This is a genomic window from Fontimonas sp. SYSU GA230001, assembly GCF_040066175.1.
In the GTDB taxonomy this organism is placed as follows: Bacteria; Pseudomonadota; Gammaproteobacteria; order Nevskiales; family Nevskiaceae; genus Solimonas.
This window is the reverse complement of the sequence record NZ_JBEAAM010000010.1, coordinates 22,810-36,935: the sequence shown is the minus strand read 5'-3', so window position 1 is coordinate 36,935 and position 14,126 is coordinate 22,810. Positions and strand designations below refer to the sequence as shown.

The window sequence follows — 14,126 nt, the reverse complement described above, 5'->3', positions numbered from 1 at the left end:
GCAGTCAGGAGCGCGCCGGGTAGCCCGCTTCTTTCTGGCTGCGGATCGCGGTAACAAACACGATATCCAGCAGGGCATCGTAGAAGTACAGCGCGACATAGCCGTGCGCGCCTTTGCCGATGATCAGTTCCCGCTTTGCATTGTCGATGGGTCTGCCGATCAGCGGGTTGTCGGCCAGGATGTCGATCGCACGGACAAGCTCGGCGATCCGCGCGGGCGGATCGCTGGCTTCGGTGGAGAGCAGGTGAGACAGGATTCGTTCGAAGTCGCCCGCCGTTTCCGGGGCGAGAACGATCTTCGACATCAGAGGTCCGCGATCTTGCGGCCGGCCGGCGGCCTGACCTTACGTCCGTTGGCGCGGGCCTCCAGATACCGTTTCATCTCGGACCAGTCGAGTCCGCGTCCCGAAGCCGCCATCCGCCGCATGCGGAGATCGGCGTCGGCGTGAAGCGTCTGCTGCAGCTCAGTACTTCGCGCCTTCTCCTCGATCGCCGCAAGCATGAAGTTGTGCGGACTCGTGCCCTCGGCTTCTGCCAGCTTGCGCACCTTGGCATGGAGGTCCGGCCTGATGCGCAGCGAGGTGGTCTTGATTGCGGTGCTCATGGGTCGGAGTGTAGCACTGTTGTGCTACAGGCGCCTGACTCGTGCGCCTGCGCAGGACATGCGGCGCCATCGGGGCGTGGCCGGCGAACATCCGATAGCGCGCCATTGCCGGGCGCGCGCCGCTTTCTGCAAGCCGGTTGGTGCCCTCCCTCAGACGGTGACCCTGGCTACGAAGCGACGCACCCAGGGGGCGATGATCGTGACCGTGGGAAACGCGACCGGCCAGGTTGTCGCGCAGCTACGCACCCAGCGCGTCAGGAAATCCTGATCGATGCCCTGGTTGATCGCGAGGACAAAGGCGGAGACGATGCCCACCATGATGGCGGACAGCACGGCGCCGAACAGGATCGGTGCATAACGGGCGGGAATCTTCATGGTGACCTCATGACGTGGGTGGGTTGAAGGGACACTGCGGGGGATGCGAATCGCATCACCAGAGGGACTGCAGCAGGCGTGACAGCCAGCCGGCGACATACAGGCCGAGCGCGAAACAGCCGTGGTTGACCGGGCTGCGCACGCGCGCGGCGGCGGGATTGGGCGTCCGGCTCGCGGCAATGCCGGCGCCCATGCCGGGCTGCATCAGCAGAAACGGCGCCGCCAGCGTGCCGAACCCCACGATCAGCGCCGGGCCGAGCGCCGGTCGGCGTGTCCATTCGAGGCCCCAGATGCCGAGCAGCAGTGCGGCGAAGGTGATGCCGACCAGGTAATGTGCGGTCCAGCCGATCAGGCGCTCACCCCGCACGGCCGCCGCCGCAGCCATCGAGTCGTGGCGAAAGCGGCCTGCACGCATGTGCGCGATCCAGCGGCCGACCAGCGCGTAGTTCGGCGGTGGAACGCCGCCGAACCGATGGAGCGCTGCAGAACAAAGATCCATGACCGCTGTCGCGATCGTTCCGATCAGCATAGAGCCTGCGACGTAGTCCGTGAATGCACTCATTTCGAGCTCCTGTGCTTGCGGGTTGGAAGCGAGGAGTGCAAGGTGCCACTTCAAGTCAACTTGAGGTCAAGTGATGCAGGACTTGGATATCGCACAGGTCTCGCGCCAATCCGGCGTGCCGGCCTCGACCCTGCGGTTTTACGAGGAGAAGGGCCTGATCGCGTCGCACGGGCGGCATGGACTGCGCCGGCAGTATTCCGCCAGCGTGCTGGAGCGTCTGTCGCTGATTGCACTGGGCCGAGCGGCGGGATTCTCTCTGGACGAGATCGGGCTCATGTTCGCCGAGGGTGGGCGGCCGCGGATCGACCGGCAGCTTCTCGCGGACAAGGCCGAGGAACTGGACAGAACCATTCGCAGGATGATCGCCATGCGCAATGGCTTGCGGCATGCCGCGGTCTGCCCGGCGCCGAGCCACAGCGAATGTCCGACTTTCCAACGCCTGTTGCGCGCTGCGTCGTCGGGACGAATGGGAACGCCGCCGAAGACGGGCCGGTGATGCGCGTTCGCAAGGAACGCCCATCACCGGCGAAGTGCTCCTCGCTCAGGTCGCGAACTGCCAGCCCAGTCTCAGCCAGGCCTGGCGTCCCGGCTCGTTGACGCGCGTCAGCACCGGATAGCCCGGCACCGCGCCGGCGGAGCGGCTCAGGTGTTCGGCGTAGGCGCGATCCAACAGGTTATCGACGCCGAGAATGACGCTCAGGCCTTCGAGACCACGCCAGCCGGCGTGCAGCGCGAGCGTGCCGTAGCCCGGTGTCGTGCCGACGTCCTGGCCGACGATGTTGCCGTAGCCGATCTGCACGCGGTCCTGCCGGTCGGCGACACGCCAGACCGCGCCGGCGGCCCACGCGCTGCGCTGCCAGTCGAGCGTGAGCCGGCCTTCGAGCGGCGGTGTCTGCGCCAGCGCGGTGCCGTCGCTGCGGTTCTCGCCGTGCACCCAGGACAGCGCGGTACCGACGCGCCAGTCGGCGCCGAGCGCGCGGCTCAGTTCCGCCTCGCCGCCCCAGCGGCGTGCATCGATGTTGCGCGCGGTGCGGTCGCTGCGCGTGAGGATGTAGTCGTCGATCCGGCTGTAGAACAGCGCAAGGCTGCCGCGCCAGTGCCCGGCCTCGCGCAGGACACCCAGGTCGATCTCGCTGTTGCGTTCCGGCTGCAGATCGAAGGCGTTGTAGCTGATGCGTTCCCAGTAGTCGGCCGGGCGCTGCGCGTGACCGATGCCGGCGTAGGCCGTGTAGGGGCCGCGGTCGGCCTCGACGCGGGCAAAGCCGCTGAACAGGTCGTCACGATGTGTGTCGCCGGCGAAATCGCCGCTGGTCAGGCGGTTGTCGGCGACGTAGTGGTCATAGCGCAGCCCGCCGACCAGGCGCCGGTCGCTCGCATACGTCCAGGTCGATTCCGCGAACAGGCCGCTGATCCGCGCGTCCATGTCCGGCGTGCGTGGCAGCGACCGGTAGTCCGGTTCGCCCATCATCGACATCGCGCTGCGCACGCGGTGCGCATCGGCGCGATGGTCGGCACCGACCGTGACGGCCAGCGACGGGCTGGGTGCCAGATCGATGCTGGCGCGCAGGCCCCAGGTCTCGCGGTCCGGGTTGGACACCATCGCCATCGTGCCCGGTGCGCGCGTGCGCAGGCTGTAGTTGTCCATGACGTGATCGACGGCATTGCGATAGACCTCGGCCTCTGCCTGTTCGGCGTGCGCGAACGGCTGCGCGATCGCGTAACGCAGGAACAGGCCGTCGCGTTCGAACATCACGCCGTCCATCGCACGGTCGGCGTAGGCGGCTTCGCCATCGGAACGTTCGGCGCCGAGCGTCAGTCGCTGGTCGGCAGTCGGCGTCCAGTTGGCGCTGGTGCGGATGTTCCAGCGCCGGTACGCGCTGTGCACGTCCTGGCCGTCGCCGTCCGCGTAGTCGCCCATCTGCGCGTGACTGCCGTCGATGCGCAGGCCGCCGGTCTGGTTCTGCCAACGCGCACTGCCGGCCGTGTCGTTGCGGCCGAAGCTGCCGGCGACACCGCTGAAGCGGACCGCGCTGCCGGTCTGAGGGGCGTCGTGCTCGAAGCGCACGACGCCGGCGAGGTTGCCGTTGCCGTGGCGCACGGTCTGCGGACCCTTGACGATTACCACTTCGTCGAAGGTCTCGGGATACAGATAGGCGGTCGGCGGGTCCATGCGCATGCCGCAACCGCCGTACAACTCCTGGCCGTCGCTGAGGATCGTCAGGCGCGAGCCTGCGAGTCCGCGCAGCACCAGGTCGCCATCGGTGCCGCCCTTGCGGATTAGATTGAAACCCGGGATGTTGCGCAGGAAGCTGGCGCCGTCGGCAGCCGGCAGCGGTTGCTGCGGGATCGTCGGGTCGAGGCGGATCGTCAGCGGCGCGCGCGTCTCCGGCGCGGTGACGACGATCGGGTCGAGTCGCTGCGGTTCGGGACCGCCGTCCGCGGTGGCTTCGGTCGAGGGCGCCGGCTCGGCAGCCGGTTCGGCATGCGCCGCGATCGCGGCAAGGAGACAGGCGAGCGCGAACCCGCCGGGGAAGACATGACGCATGGGATGACTCCGGCGCCGGACGCGGTACGCGGTCCGGCGCGCTCGAAAAATGGGAGAAGTGACGCGAACGCGGGAGTCAGCGCGTCGCGGGTGGGCCGCGGCTGGGCGGCAGCAGGACACCGCGCACCGGCACGTCGGCCGGCGCCGTCGGCGGGCGCGGGACACTGGCCACCGGGATGACCGGCAGCCTAGCCGCTGCCGGAGGGGGCACCGCGACGCTGCAGCCCAGCGCGCATTGCGTGCACTCCGGCTGTGCGGCGCGGTCGAGACGGTCCAGCGGCAGGCGCAGTTCCGGCGGCAGCTGCCGCAGCAGCGCAGCGGACCGGCCGGTACTGCCATCGCCGCAGAACGTGCCGCTGCCCATGCGGGCGTGCAGCGTGCCCAGCCACAGCTGCGCCAGCGCCGCCCACAGGGCGAGCAGGGACAGCAGCCGGCGGGTGCGCAGGTTGTGCATCGGCGCGCGATTATCGCCGATACTCCGGGGAGTTCCTACTGATGCGGATCAGCTCGCCGCCAGCGCGCGGTCCGGGAAGTCGGAGAACACGCCATCCACGCCGAGTTCATAGAGCAGGCGCAGTGCGGCCGGGTCGTTGACGGTATAGACGTTGAGCTGTCGGCCGCGGGCATGCGCGTCGGCGACCAGACGCGCATCAACGAACTCGGCGGAGATGTTGAGCGACTGCGCGCCGAGCTCGGCGGTCAGCCCGGCCCAATCCAGCGGCACGCCACAGTACAGCACGCCCAGCGGCACCTCCGGCAGCAGCTGCTTGAACTCCCACAGCTCCGGCAGGTGGAAGGAGGACACCTGCAGCCGCTCCGGCGCCCAGCCGTCGGCGAGGTACTCGCGCAGGCAGGCGGCGACCGCGGCGGCGCAGCCGTCCCAGGACTTGAGTTCGATGTTGACGCTCACACGCTGCTCGATCAGGTCCAGCGCCTCCGGCAGCGTCGGGATGTGCTCGCCGCGGCCGGCATCGAGCCGGCGCAGCGCCGCGGCCGAGTGGGCGCGCAGCAGGCCGCGGCCGTTGGTCGTGCGATCGAGCGTCAGGTCGTGCATCAGCCACAGCTCGCCGGCGTGGTGCTGGATGTCGATCTCGATCCAGTGCGCGCCCAGACGGATCGCCGTGTCGATCGACAGCAGCGTGTTTTCGGGCGCATGGCCGGCGGCGCCGCGGTGGCCGATCACGGTGAACGGCTTTCTTGCGGTGTTTGCGGCTGGCGTGCTCATGGCGGCTCCGGGGCGATCCGACGCTGCCAGATTACTCCGGATCGCGCCGCCTTACGCCGGTTCCGTCACCTGCAGGATCTTCATCGCGTTGGTGCCGCCGGAACCGGTACCGTCCCCCTTGGTCAGCAGCACGCGATCGCCGGCCGCGAGCGAGCCGCGGTCGCGCAGCGTCACGATCGCCAGCTCGGCATCGTTGGCCCCGACGTGGTTGGCGCGCCCGAACGGCACCGGCGAGACGCCGCGGCACAGGGCCATGCGCCGACGTGTCTTTTCATGCGGCGTCAGCGCGTAGATCGGGATCTGCGTGTCGGTGCGCGACATCATCAGCGCAGTCGCGCCGGATTCGGTCAGCGCGACGATCGCACGCGCGTGCATCTGCTGCGCGGTCCAGGCCGTGGCCATCGCGATCGCCTCGTCGGTGCGCTGGAAGTGCGTGGCGATGCGGCGCACGTCGCGCTGCGGCAGGTTCTGCATGCTCGATTCGGCGCCGATGCAGACGCGCGCCATCGCCTGCACGACCTTCACCGGATACTTGCCGGACGCGGTCTCGGCCGACAGCATCACCGCATCGGTGCCGTCCATCACCGCATTGGCGACGTCGAGCACCTCGGCGCGGGTCGGGATCGGACTGGTGATCATCGACTCCATCATCTGCGTCGCGGTGATCGCCATTTTGTTCTGCTCGCGCGCCTCGGCGATGATGCGCTTCTGCCAGCCCGGCAGCTCGGCGTCGCCGATCTCCACGCCCAGATCACCGCGCGCGACCATCACCACGTCGCTGGCGGCGATCAGCTCGCGCAGCACCGGCAGCGCCTCGGCGCGCTCGATCTTGGCGACCAGTGCGGCGTCGCTGCCGGCGTCGCGCACCAGAGTACGCGCCAGCTCCATGTCGGCCGCCGCGCGCGGGAACGACACGGCGATGAAGTCCACCTCCAGCGCCGCGGCGGTGCGGATGTCGGCGCGGTCCTTGTCGGTCAGCGCCGCGGCGGACAGGCCGCCGCCCTGCTTGTTGATGCCCTTGCGGTTCGACAGCATGCCGCCGACCAGTACGGTGCAGATCACGCGCGTGTCCTCGACCGCATCGACGCGCATCGCGATGGCGCCGTCGTTGAGCAGCAGCGTGTCGCCGGGCTCGACGTCGCGCGGCAGGTTCTCGTAGGCGCAGCCGACGACGGTCTCGTCGCCGGCGTTGGTGCCCAGCGCGGTGTCGAGCGTGAAGCGCGCGCCTTCCTGCAGTTCGATCGAGCCCATGGCGAAGGATTCGATGCGGATCTTCGGACCCTGCAGGTCGGCGAGGATGCCGACATCGACGCCCAGTTCGGCCGCGGCGGCGCGCACCATCTGCGCGCGCCGCGCGTGATCCTCGGCCTTGCCATGGGAGAAGTTCAGGCGCACGACATCGACGCCGGCAGCGAGCATGGCCTTGAGAATGCGGGGGTCGTCGGTGGCGGGGCCTAGGGTGGCGAGGATCTTGGTGCGGCGTTGCATGGGCTTCTCTCTTATAGAATCAGTTTAATCCGCGCCGGAGACCGTTGCGGCTGTGGAATCCCTCACTTCTGGGTCCAGAGGAAGCAAAATGAAGACCATCGGCACGCCCCTGAACGCCGGCGCCACGCGCCTGCTGCTGCTCGGCAGCGGCGAGCTGGGCAAGGAAGTGGTCATCGAGGCGCAGCGCCTGGGTATCGAGTGCATCGCCGTGGATCGCTATGCGCATGCGCCGGCGATGCAGGTCGCGCACCGTTCGCATGTGATCGCGATGCTGGACGGCGCCGAGCTGCGCCGCGTCGTCGAGCTGGAGAAGCCTCACCTGATCGTCCCCGAGATCGAGGCGATCCACACACCGACGCTGCTCGAACTGGAGCAGGAGGGCTACACCGTCATCCCGACCGCGCGCGCCGCGCGGCTGACGATGGACCGCGAGGGCATCCGCCGGCTCGCTGCCGAGGAACTGGGTCTGCCGACCTCGCGCTACCGCTTCGCCGGCAGTCTGGATGAGTACCGCGAGGCGGTGCGCACGATCGGCCTGCCCTGCGTGGTCAAACCGGTCATGTCCTCATCCGGCAAGGGGCAGTCCACGGTCAGGACCGAAGCCGACATCCAGAAGGCCTGGGACTATGCGCAGTCGGGCGGGCGCGCCGGCGCCGGCCGGGTGATCGTCGAGGGCTTCGTCGATTTCGACTACGAGATCACGCTGCTGACGGTGCGCCACGGAGGCGGGACATCCTTCTGCGCGCCGATCGGGCATCTGCAGATCGACGGCGACTACCGCGAATCCTGGCAGCCGCAGCCGATGCGCGCAGCCGCGCTGCGCGAGGCCGAGGACATCGCGCGCAGGGTGACCGACGCACTCGGCGGGCGCGGCCTCTTCGGGGTCGAGCTTTTTGTCAAAGGCGACAAGGCCATATTCTCCGAAGTCTCGCCGCGGCCGCACGACACCGGCCTGGTGACGCTGATCTCGCAGGATCTGTCCGAGTTCGCGCTGCACGTGCGCGCGATCCTGGGCCTGCCGATCCCGGCCATCCGCCAGCACGGCCCGGCGGCCTCCTGCGCGATCCTGCTCGAAGGCGACCGCAAGGCGCCCGAGTACGCCGGTGTCGCCGAGGCGCTGGCGGAGCCGGATACGGCGTTGCGCCTGTTCGGCAAGCCGGAGATCGCCGGCAAGCGGCGCATGGGCGTGGCGCTGGCGCTGGACGAGTCGATCGACGCGGCGCGCGCCAGGGCGCGGCGCGCGGCGGCGGCCGTGCGCGTGCAGTGACGGGCCTGAAAATGCGCTGAAACAGGGGTTCGCGTACAATCCGCGCCCTTTTGCACGTCCTGTGCAAGCCGTCGCCGTCCCTGGCGACGACTGTCAAGCGGGGCAGCGAAGCTGCCCCGCACTCGTTTGTGGTAGCGCTATGAGCATCCAGAATCTTCGCAACATCGCCATCATCGCTCACGTCGATCATGGCAAGACCACCCTCGTGGACAAGCTGCTGCGCCAGTCGCAGACACTCGATGCGCGCGAGCAGCTCGGCGAGCGCATCATGGACTCCAACGATCTGGAGCGCGAGCGCGGCATCACGATCCTGGCGAAGAACACCGCGATCCGCTGGACCGACCAGCGCAGCGGCACGGAATACCGCATCAACATCGTCGATACGCCCGGACACGCCGACTTCGGCGGCGAGGTCGAGCGCGTGCTGTCGATGGTCGATTCGGTGCTGCTGCTGGTCGATTCGGTCGATGGCCCGATGCCGCAGACGCGCTTCGTCACGCAGAAGGCCTTCAACATGGGCCTCAAGCCGATCGTCGTGCTCAACAAGATCGACCGTCCCGGCGCGCGGCCGGACTGGGTCGTCGATCAGGTGTTCGAACTGTTCGACCGCCTCGGCGCGACCGACGAGCAGCTCGACTTCCCGTTCATCTACGCTTCGGGTCTGAACGGCTACGCCGGCCACTCGGCAGACGTGCGCGAAGGCGACATGACGCCGCTGTTCCAGACCATCGTCGACAAGGTGCCGGCGCCGGATGTGGACACCGAAGGCCCATTCCAGATGCAGATCACCTCGCTGGCGTATTCGAGCTATGTCGGCGTGATCGGCACCGGCCGCATCAAGCGCGGCCGCATCAAGACCAACACACCGGTGTCGGTCGTCAGCCGGGACGGCTCGGTGCGTCAGGGTCGGGTGTTGCAGGTGCTCGGTTTCATGGGCCTGGACAAGATCGAAGTGCCGGAGGCCCAGGCCGGCGACATCGTCGCGATCACCGGCATCGAGGAGCTGGGCATCTCGGAGACGGTCTGCGACGCCAAGGTGCCGGAAGGCCTGCCTTCGCTGCAGGTGGACGAGCCGACGATGAGCATGATCTTCGAGGTCAACAAGTCGCCGTTCGCCGGCAAGGAAGGCAAGTTCGTCACCTCGCGCCAGATCGGCGACCGTCTGCAGCGCGAGCTGCGCACCAATGTCGCGCTGCGCGTCGAGCCGGGCGAGTCCCCGGACCAGTTCCGTGTCTCCGGCCGCGGCCTGCTGCACCTGGGCATCCTGCTGGAGAACATGCGCCGCGAGGGCTACGAAGTCGCCGTCGCACGCCCGCAGGTGATCCTCAAGGAGATCGACGGCGAGATCTGCGAGCCCTATGAAACCCTGGTGGCCGATGTCGAGGAGCAGCACCAGGGCGGCGTGATCCAGGGTCTCGCCGAGCGCGGCGGGCAGATGAAGAACATGGTGCCGGACGGCAAGGGCCGGGTGCGCCTGGAGTACATCGTGCCGTCGCGTGGCCTGATCGGCTTCCAGACCCAGTTCATGACGATGACCTCGGGCACCGGGCTGCTGTTCCACAACTTCGACCACTTCGGGCCGAAGACGGAGGCCAGCGATATCGGCCAGCGCCACAACGGCGTGATGATCTCCAACGATCAGGGCAAGGTGCCGGCCTATGCGCTGTTCAACCTGCAGGAGCGCGGCAAGATGATCGCCTCGCCCGGCGACGAGGTCTATGAGGGTCAGATCGTCGGCATCCACTCGCGCGACAACGACCTCGTCGTCAATGTCCTGCGCGAGAAGAAACTGACCAACATCCGCGCCGCCGGCAGCGACGAGAACGTGATCCTCACGCCGCCGGTGCGGTTCTCGCTGGAACAGGCGCTGGAATTCATCAATGACGACGAGCTCGTCGAATTGACGCCGGAGTCGATCCGCATCCGCAAGAAGTTCCTCAAGGAACACGAGCGCAAGCGCGCCGATCGGGCGGACTGAGGATCTGTGCGCCTGCGGGTGCCGTCAGCGCGCCCGGCGCTTCCCTGAGCGCGTGGCCCGCGCGCCGCGCAGATCGCGCAGGAAATCCGCGCGCCATTTCGCGGCGTCCTGCTCGACCAGCACCGACATCATGCGCGCATGGCGGTCGCGACGCTGCGCGCGTGGCATCGACAGCGCTGTCTCCAGCGCATCGGCCACTTCGCCGCAGTCGTAGGGATTGACCAGCAAGGCAGCATCGAGCTGGGTGGCGGCACCGGCGAACCGCGACAGCACGAGGACGCCGGGATCTTCCGGATCCTGCGCGGCAACGAATTCCTTGGCCACCAGATTCATGCCGTCGCGCAACGGCGTGACCAGACCGATACGACTGGCTCGATACAAACCCGCCAAGGTTCGGCGCGGGAGGGGGCGGTTCAGGTAGCGCACCGGCGTCCAGTCGAACTGCGCGAAGCGTCCATTGACCTGGGCCGCGGCGGATTCGAGCGCGTGGCGGAAATCGTCGTAGGCCTTCAGCTGGTGGCGGGAGAGCGGCGCGATCTGGAGGAACTCCACTCGGCTGCGGGTGTGCGGGTGACGATCGAACAGCGCCTCGACTGCATGAACGCGCCGCAACAGCCCCTTGCTGTAGTCGAGGCGGTCCACCCCGATGATCTGGGCGCGCCCGTGCAACGCATCCCGCATGCGCCGGAACTCGCGGGCGCCGGCGGGCGAGGTCGAGAGCGCATGGAACTGACGCGCGTCGATGCCGATGGGGTAGGCGCCGGCCTGCACGCTCTGCCCGTGGGCTTCAACGGTGTGATCGCTGATCCAGCCTCCATTGTGGGCAATACAGTGCTGGAACTGCAGCCGGTCGTGCTGGGTCTGGAAGCCGACGAGGTCATAGTCGAGCATCCAGTGCAGCAGGGCTTCGTGTTCCGGCAACGCATCCAGCAGATCCGGTGGCGGGAATGGAATATGCAGGAAGAACCCGATCCGCTGGCGCACGCCGAGAGCGCGCAGCTCGTGAGCCAGCGGAATCAGGTGATAGTCGTGGACCCAGATGAGATCGTCGGGACGCAGCAAGGGCGCCAGCGCCTGTGCAAAGCGGCGGTTGACCTGGCGGTAGGCGTCGAAATGCGTGCGTTCAAACTGGATCAGGTCGGGGCGGAAATGGCAGATCGGCCAGAGGCAGCCGTTGGCGTAGCCGGAGTAGTAACCCTGGAACTCGTCGACCGGCAGATTGAGCGTCGCCAGCGTGAAGCCGTCCTCCGCAACGACTTCGGGCTTGCGCGTGCCGCTGCGCGCGGTCTTGCCGCTGAAGCCGAACCACAGGCCGCCGCTGTCACGCAGCGCTTCGATCAGCGCGACCGCGAGACCGCCGGTGCTGGCCGCCTCGCGTGTCGACCCCACGCGATTCGACACCACGACGAGGCGACTCACACTACGTCCTCCCAGCGCCCGGACAAGCGCATCGCCGCGTTGATGATGCCGACCATCGAATAGGTCTGCGGGAAATTCCCCCAGAGCTCGTTGTTGCGCGGATCCACATCCTCGGACAGCAAGCCGAGCGGATTGCGGCAGGCCAGCATGCCCTCGAACAGTTCGCGCGCCTCCTGTTGCCGGCCCAGCCGTGCCAGCGCGTCGATGTACCAGAAGGTGCAGATGTTGAAGGCGGTGGTCGGTTCGCCGAAGTCGTCGGCGGCGGCGTAGCGGAACAGGTGTGTGCCGCGGCGCAGGCGACGCTCGATCTGCGCGACGGTGCCGGCAAAGCGCGGGTCGCGGGCCGGCAGGAAGCCGATTTCGGCCATCAGTAGCAGGCCGGCCTCGACATCCTCGCCCTCGAAGCAGTCGACGAAGCTGCCGAGCCTCGGATTCCACGCCCGGCATTCGATCGCATTGCGGATCTCGGTGCTGCGCGCCAGCCAATCCGCGGCCTCCTGCTCGCGTCCAAGATGGCGGGCGATCCGCGCCAGCCGGTCGCAGGCGCCCCAGCACATCAACGCTGAGGATGTGTGGACGCGGGCCCGCGTGCGCAGCTCCCACATGCCGGCATCAGGTGTGGCGTAGACCTTGTGCGCCTGCAGCCCGAGGCGCTGCAGGCGCTCGAACTCGACCGCACTGCTGGGGCGCAACAGCCGGTGATCGAAGAACGACTGCGCCGCCGCGAGGATCACGTTGCCATAGACATCGTGCTGGAAGTGCTCGTGCGCCTGGTTGCCGATGCGCACCGGCCCTTGACCGCGGTAGCCGGCCAGGCTCGTCAGCTCGCGCTCCAGCAACTGCTTCTCCAGCGCAATGCCGTAGACCGGCTGCAGATGGCCGTCGGCGGAATCGCTGACGACGTTGGCGATGTAGCCCAGATACAGCTCCATCGTCTCGACTTCGGCCATCGAGTTCAGTGCCCGCACGACGAACAGCGCATCGCGCAGCCAGCAGTAGCGGTAGTCCCAGTTTCGCGACGTGGCCGCAGCTTCCGGAATGCTCGTCGTCAGCGCGGCGACGATCGCACCCGTTTCCTCGAACGTGCAGAGCTTGAGGGTGATCGCCGCGCGGATCACGGCATCCTGCCACTCCAGCGGCAAGGCCAGACGCCGGGTCCAGTCGCGCCACCAGGATTCGGTCTCCTCGTCGAAACGACGCGCGACATGATCGACCGCTTCGAGCAGCGTCTCGTCGGGTCCGAGAATCAGGTTGGTTCGGCGCTCGATCAGGAAGGGCGTCTCCGACAAGATGTAGCTGGCGGGCGCATCGGTGGTCAGACGCAGCGTGCGTTCGGGCCCGACGTAGCGCAGATGATTGCTGCCGCGGGTGATAGTCGGCGCGGTCTGGCCATAGTCGAAGCTCGGCCGGATGCGGACGCGGATCCGGGGGCTGCCCGCCAGCGGCAGGATGCTGCGCACGATCATCTGCGGCCGGAAGCTGCGGCCGTGCATCAGAAAGCGCGGACAGAAATCCCGGACTTCCACCGCGCTGCCATCGGCTGCGAACAGGCGCGTCACCAGCATCGCGGTGTTGGGAACGTAACGCTGTTCGCTGTGCGTGTAGCCATCGAGTTCGATCGACCAGAATCCGCGGGCGGCTTCGCCGTGGTCCGTATCCACCAGCGCATGAAAGACCGGATCGCCGTCGAAACGCGGCAGGCAGCACCAGACCAGGCGTGCCTGCGGATCGATCATTGCCGCGATGGCGCAGTTGCCGATGACGCCCAGATTGAGATGACTCATGCACGCTCCCGGTCGGGTTCATTCAAGTGCTGGACGCAGGCCTCGATCCAGTGGTGGACGGCATCGACATCGGCGCAGCGGTAGCGCGCACGGGTCTCACAGTCGCCGACCTTGATGCCGAAGCCGCCGCTGGCCTGCACCGCGGCAAAGCCATCCTCGTCGGTGACGTCATCGCCGACGAATACCGGCCGTCGACCCTGAAACGGCGGCGCCGACGCGAGCGCGAGAATCGCCCGGCCCTTGTCGATGCCCGGTGCGCGCGCCTCGACGACCATTTTTCCGGCGATCGTGACGAGGCCATGCGTCGTGGCCAGCGCTCTCATCGCCGCGGTGCATTCCCGTGCGCGTTCCGGCGCGCTGCGAAAATGCAGGGCGACCGATGCGCCCTTGTTTTCGACGAGCAGTCGGGAGTCCGCGCCGAATCGGTCCAGCAGCGATCTGGCGACCACCGGAACCTCCGGCGAACGGTGTTCCACGCTGTCCCCGGTCGGCGTGCGTCGCAGTTCGGCGCCGTGCAGCCCCGCACCCACCAGGCGCAGCGGCGCGAGCCAGGTGTCGATGTCATCGAGTCGTCGGCCGGTGACGATGGCGACGGCGCCATCGAGATGTGTGCGCAGCGCGTCGATCAGCGCAGGCAGTTGGCGTGCGATGGTCACGGCGTCGGGATGCGGCGCGATGTCGGTCAGCGTGCCGTCAAAGTCCAGGTACAGAGCGTCGCGCGCCGACAGAAGCGGCGGCACCACGCCCGCGCTGGCGTCATGCGTCTTGGCCATGCGTGTGGGCGGGGAACAGGGTCAGACCAGACTGTAGACTCATGCGACGGATGCATCCACCCGCGCGGTGGCAACAGCATCCTTATGCGACGATCCGCGTGTCGGCA

14 protein-coding genes are annotated in these 14,126 nt (G+C 67.9%); 3 read left to right on the top strand and 11 right to left on the bottom strand.

What is annotated here, in order from left to right; translation table 11 throughout:
* Positions 1-4 precede the first annotated feature (4 nt).
* From AAG565_RS06400 to AAG565_RS06385, 4 genes are all read right to left on the bottom strand, one after another.
* Positions 5-304, bottom strand: coding sequence for a type II toxin-antitoxin system RelE/ParE family toxin (locus AAG565_RS06400; protein WP_348818731.1), 300 nt, complete (start codon positions 302-304; stop codon positions 5-7).
* A complete protein-coding gene (locus tag AAG565_RS06395) occupies positions 304-603 on the bottom strand; it encodes a CopG family transcriptional regulator (protein ID WP_348818730.1) in 300 nt (99 codons plus the stop codon). The genes AAG565_RS06400 and AAG565_RS06395 overlap by 1 nt, the downstream gene beginning before the upstream one ends.
* 150 nt (positions 604-753) lie before the next feature.
* The gene (locus AAG565_RS06390; protein WP_348818729.1) at positions 754-978 is read right to left on the bottom strand and encodes a DUF2798 domain-containing protein; all 225 of its coding nucleotides are present in this window, start codon (positions 976-978) and stop codon (positions 754-756) included.
* A 55-nt stretch (positions 979-1,033) separates the two neighbouring features.
* Positions 1,034-1,540, bottom strand: a complete 507-nt coding sequence (locus AAG565_RS06385; RefSeq protein ID WP_348818728.1) for a DUF2938 domain-containing protein — start codon at positions 1,538-1,540, stop codon at positions 1,034-1,036.
* A 73-nt stretch (positions 1,541-1,613) separates the two neighbouring features.
* Here AAG565_RS06385 and AAG565_RS06380 point away from each other — a divergent pair, with 73 nt between their 5' ends.
* Positions 1,614-2,036: a helix-turn-helix domain-containing protein gene (locus tag AAG565_RS06380; protein ID WP_348818727.1), complete on the top strand. Its 423-nt coding sequence runs from the start codon at positions 1,614-1,616 to the stop codon at positions 2,034-2,036.
* Positions 2,037-2,081: 45 nt separating this feature from the next.
* On the opposite strand, the gene AAG565_RS06375 is transcribed toward AAG565_RS06380, so the two are convergent.
* The 4 genes from AAG565_RS06375 to pyk form a co-directional block, all read right to left on the bottom strand.
* Positions 2,082-4,085, bottom strand: coding sequence for a TonB-dependent copper receptor (locus AAG565_RS06375; RefSeq protein WP_348818726.1), 2,004 nt, complete (start codon positions 4,083-4,085; stop codon positions 2,082-2,084).
* A gap of 76 nt (positions 4,086-4,161) precedes the next feature.
* Positions 4,162-4,539, bottom strand: a complete 378-nt coding sequence (locus tag AAG565_RS06370) for a hypothetical protein (protein ID WP_348818725.1) — start codon at positions 4,537-4,539, stop codon at positions 4,162-4,164.
* Between the two features lie 48 nt (positions 4,540-4,587).
* On the bottom strand, positions 4,588-5,310 hold the full coding sequence (locus AAG565_RS06365; protein ID WP_348818724.1) for a glycerophosphodiester phosphodiesterase family protein: 723 nt from the start codon (positions 5,308-5,310) through the stop codon (positions 4,588-4,590).
* Positions 5,311-5,361: 51 nt separating this feature from the next.
* Positions 5,362-6,798 (bottom strand): pyruvate kinase, encoded by a 1,437-nt coding sequence (pyk, locus tag AAG565_RS06360; protein WP_348818723.1) that lies wholly within the window; start codon positions 6,796-6,798, stop codon positions 5,362-5,364.
* Between the two features lie 88 nt (positions 6,799-6,886).
* Here pyk and purT point away from each other — a divergent pair, with 88 nt between their 5' ends.
* Both purT and typA read left to right on the top strand, forming a co-directional pair.
* Positions 6,887-8,065: a formate-dependent phosphoribosylglycinamide formyltransferase gene (purT, locus tag AAG565_RS06355; protein WP_348818722.1), complete on the top strand. Its 1,179-nt coding sequence runs from the start codon at positions 6,887-6,889 to the stop codon at positions 8,063-8,065.
* 139 nt (positions 8,066-8,204) lie between these two features.
* Positions 8,205-10,043: a translational GTPase TypA gene (typA, locus tag AAG565_RS06350; protein ID WP_348818721.1), complete on the top strand. Its 1,839-nt coding sequence runs from the start codon at positions 8,205-8,207 to the stop codon at positions 10,041-10,043.
* A gap of 24 nt (positions 10,044-10,067) precedes the next feature.
* On the opposite strand, the gene AAG565_RS06345 is transcribed toward typA, so the two are convergent.
* From AAG565_RS06345 to otsB, 3 genes are read right to left on the bottom strand one after another with little or no spacing between them, the layout of a single operon-like run.
* On the bottom strand, positions 10,068-11,462 hold the full coding sequence (locus tag AAG565_RS06345; protein ID WP_348818720.1) for a trehalose-6-phosphate synthase: 1,395 nt from the start codon (positions 11,460-11,462) through the stop codon (positions 10,068-10,070).
* A complete protein-coding gene (locus tag AAG565_RS06340) occupies positions 11,459-13,246 on the bottom strand; it encodes a glycoside hydrolase family 15 protein (RefSeq protein WP_348818718.1) in 1,788 nt (595 codons plus the stop codon). Before AAG565_RS06340 ends, AAG565_RS06345 begins: the two co-directional genes overlap by 4 nt.
* The gene (gene otsB / locus AAG565_RS06335) at positions 13,243-14,019 is read right to left on the bottom strand and encodes a trehalose-phosphatase (protein WP_348818717.1); all 777 of its coding nucleotides are present in this window, start codon (positions 14,017-14,019) and stop codon (positions 13,243-13,245) included. The genes AAG565_RS06340 and otsB overlap by 4 nt, the downstream gene beginning before the upstream one ends.
* Positions 14,020-14,126 lie beyond the last annotated feature (107 nt).

Coding starts and splice junctions, on each gene's coding strand:
- AAG565_RS06375 (WP_348818726.1), bottom strand. CDS start 4,085: ATGCGTCATGTCTTCCCCGGCGGGTTCGCGCTCGCCTGTCTCCTTGCC.
- AAG565_RS06370 (WP_348818725.1), bottom strand. CDS start 4,539: ATGCACAACCTGCGCACCCGCCGGCTGCTGTCCCTGCTCGCCCTGTGG.
- purT (WP_348818722.1), top strand. CDS start 6,887: ATGAAGACCATCGGCACGCCCCTGAACGCCGGCGCCACGCGCCTGCTG.
- AAG565_RS06340 (WP_348818718.1), bottom strand. CDS start 13,246: ATGAGTCATCTCAATCTGGGCGTCATCGGCAACTGCGCCATCGCGGCA.
- typA (WP_348818721.1), top strand. CDS start 8,205: ATGAGCATCCAGAATCTTCGCAACATCGCCATCATCGCTCACGTCGAT.
- AAG565_RS06395 (WP_348818730.1), bottom strand. CDS start 603: ATGAGCACCGCAATCAAGACCACCTCGCTGCGCATCAGGCCGGACCTC.
- AAG565_RS06380 (WP_348818727.1), top strand. CDS start 1,614: ATGCAGGACTTGGATATCGCACAGGTCTCGCGCCAATCCGGCGTGCCG.
- AAG565_RS06385 (WP_348818728.1), bottom strand. CDS start 1,540: ATGAGTGCATTCACGGACTACGTCGCAGGCTCTATGCTGATCGGAACG.
- pyk (WP_348818723.1), bottom strand. CDS start 6,798: ATGCAACGCCGCACCAAGATCCTCGCCACCCTAGGCCCCGCCACCGAC.
- AAG565_RS06365 (WP_348818724.1), bottom strand. CDS start 5,310: ATGAGCACGCCAGCCGCAAACACCGCAAGAAAGCCGTTCACCGTGATC.
- AAG565_RS06390 (WP_348818729.1), bottom strand. CDS start 978: ATGAAGATTCCCGCCCGTTATGCACCGATCCTGTTCGGCGCCGTGCTG.
- AAG565_RS06400 (WP_348818731.1), bottom strand. CDS start 304: ATGTCGAAGATCGTTCTCGCCCCGGAAACGGCGGGCGACTTCGAACGA.
- otsB (WP_348818717.1), bottom strand. CDS start 14,019: ATGGCCAAGACGCATGACGCCAGCGCGGGCGTGGTGCCGCCGCTTCTG.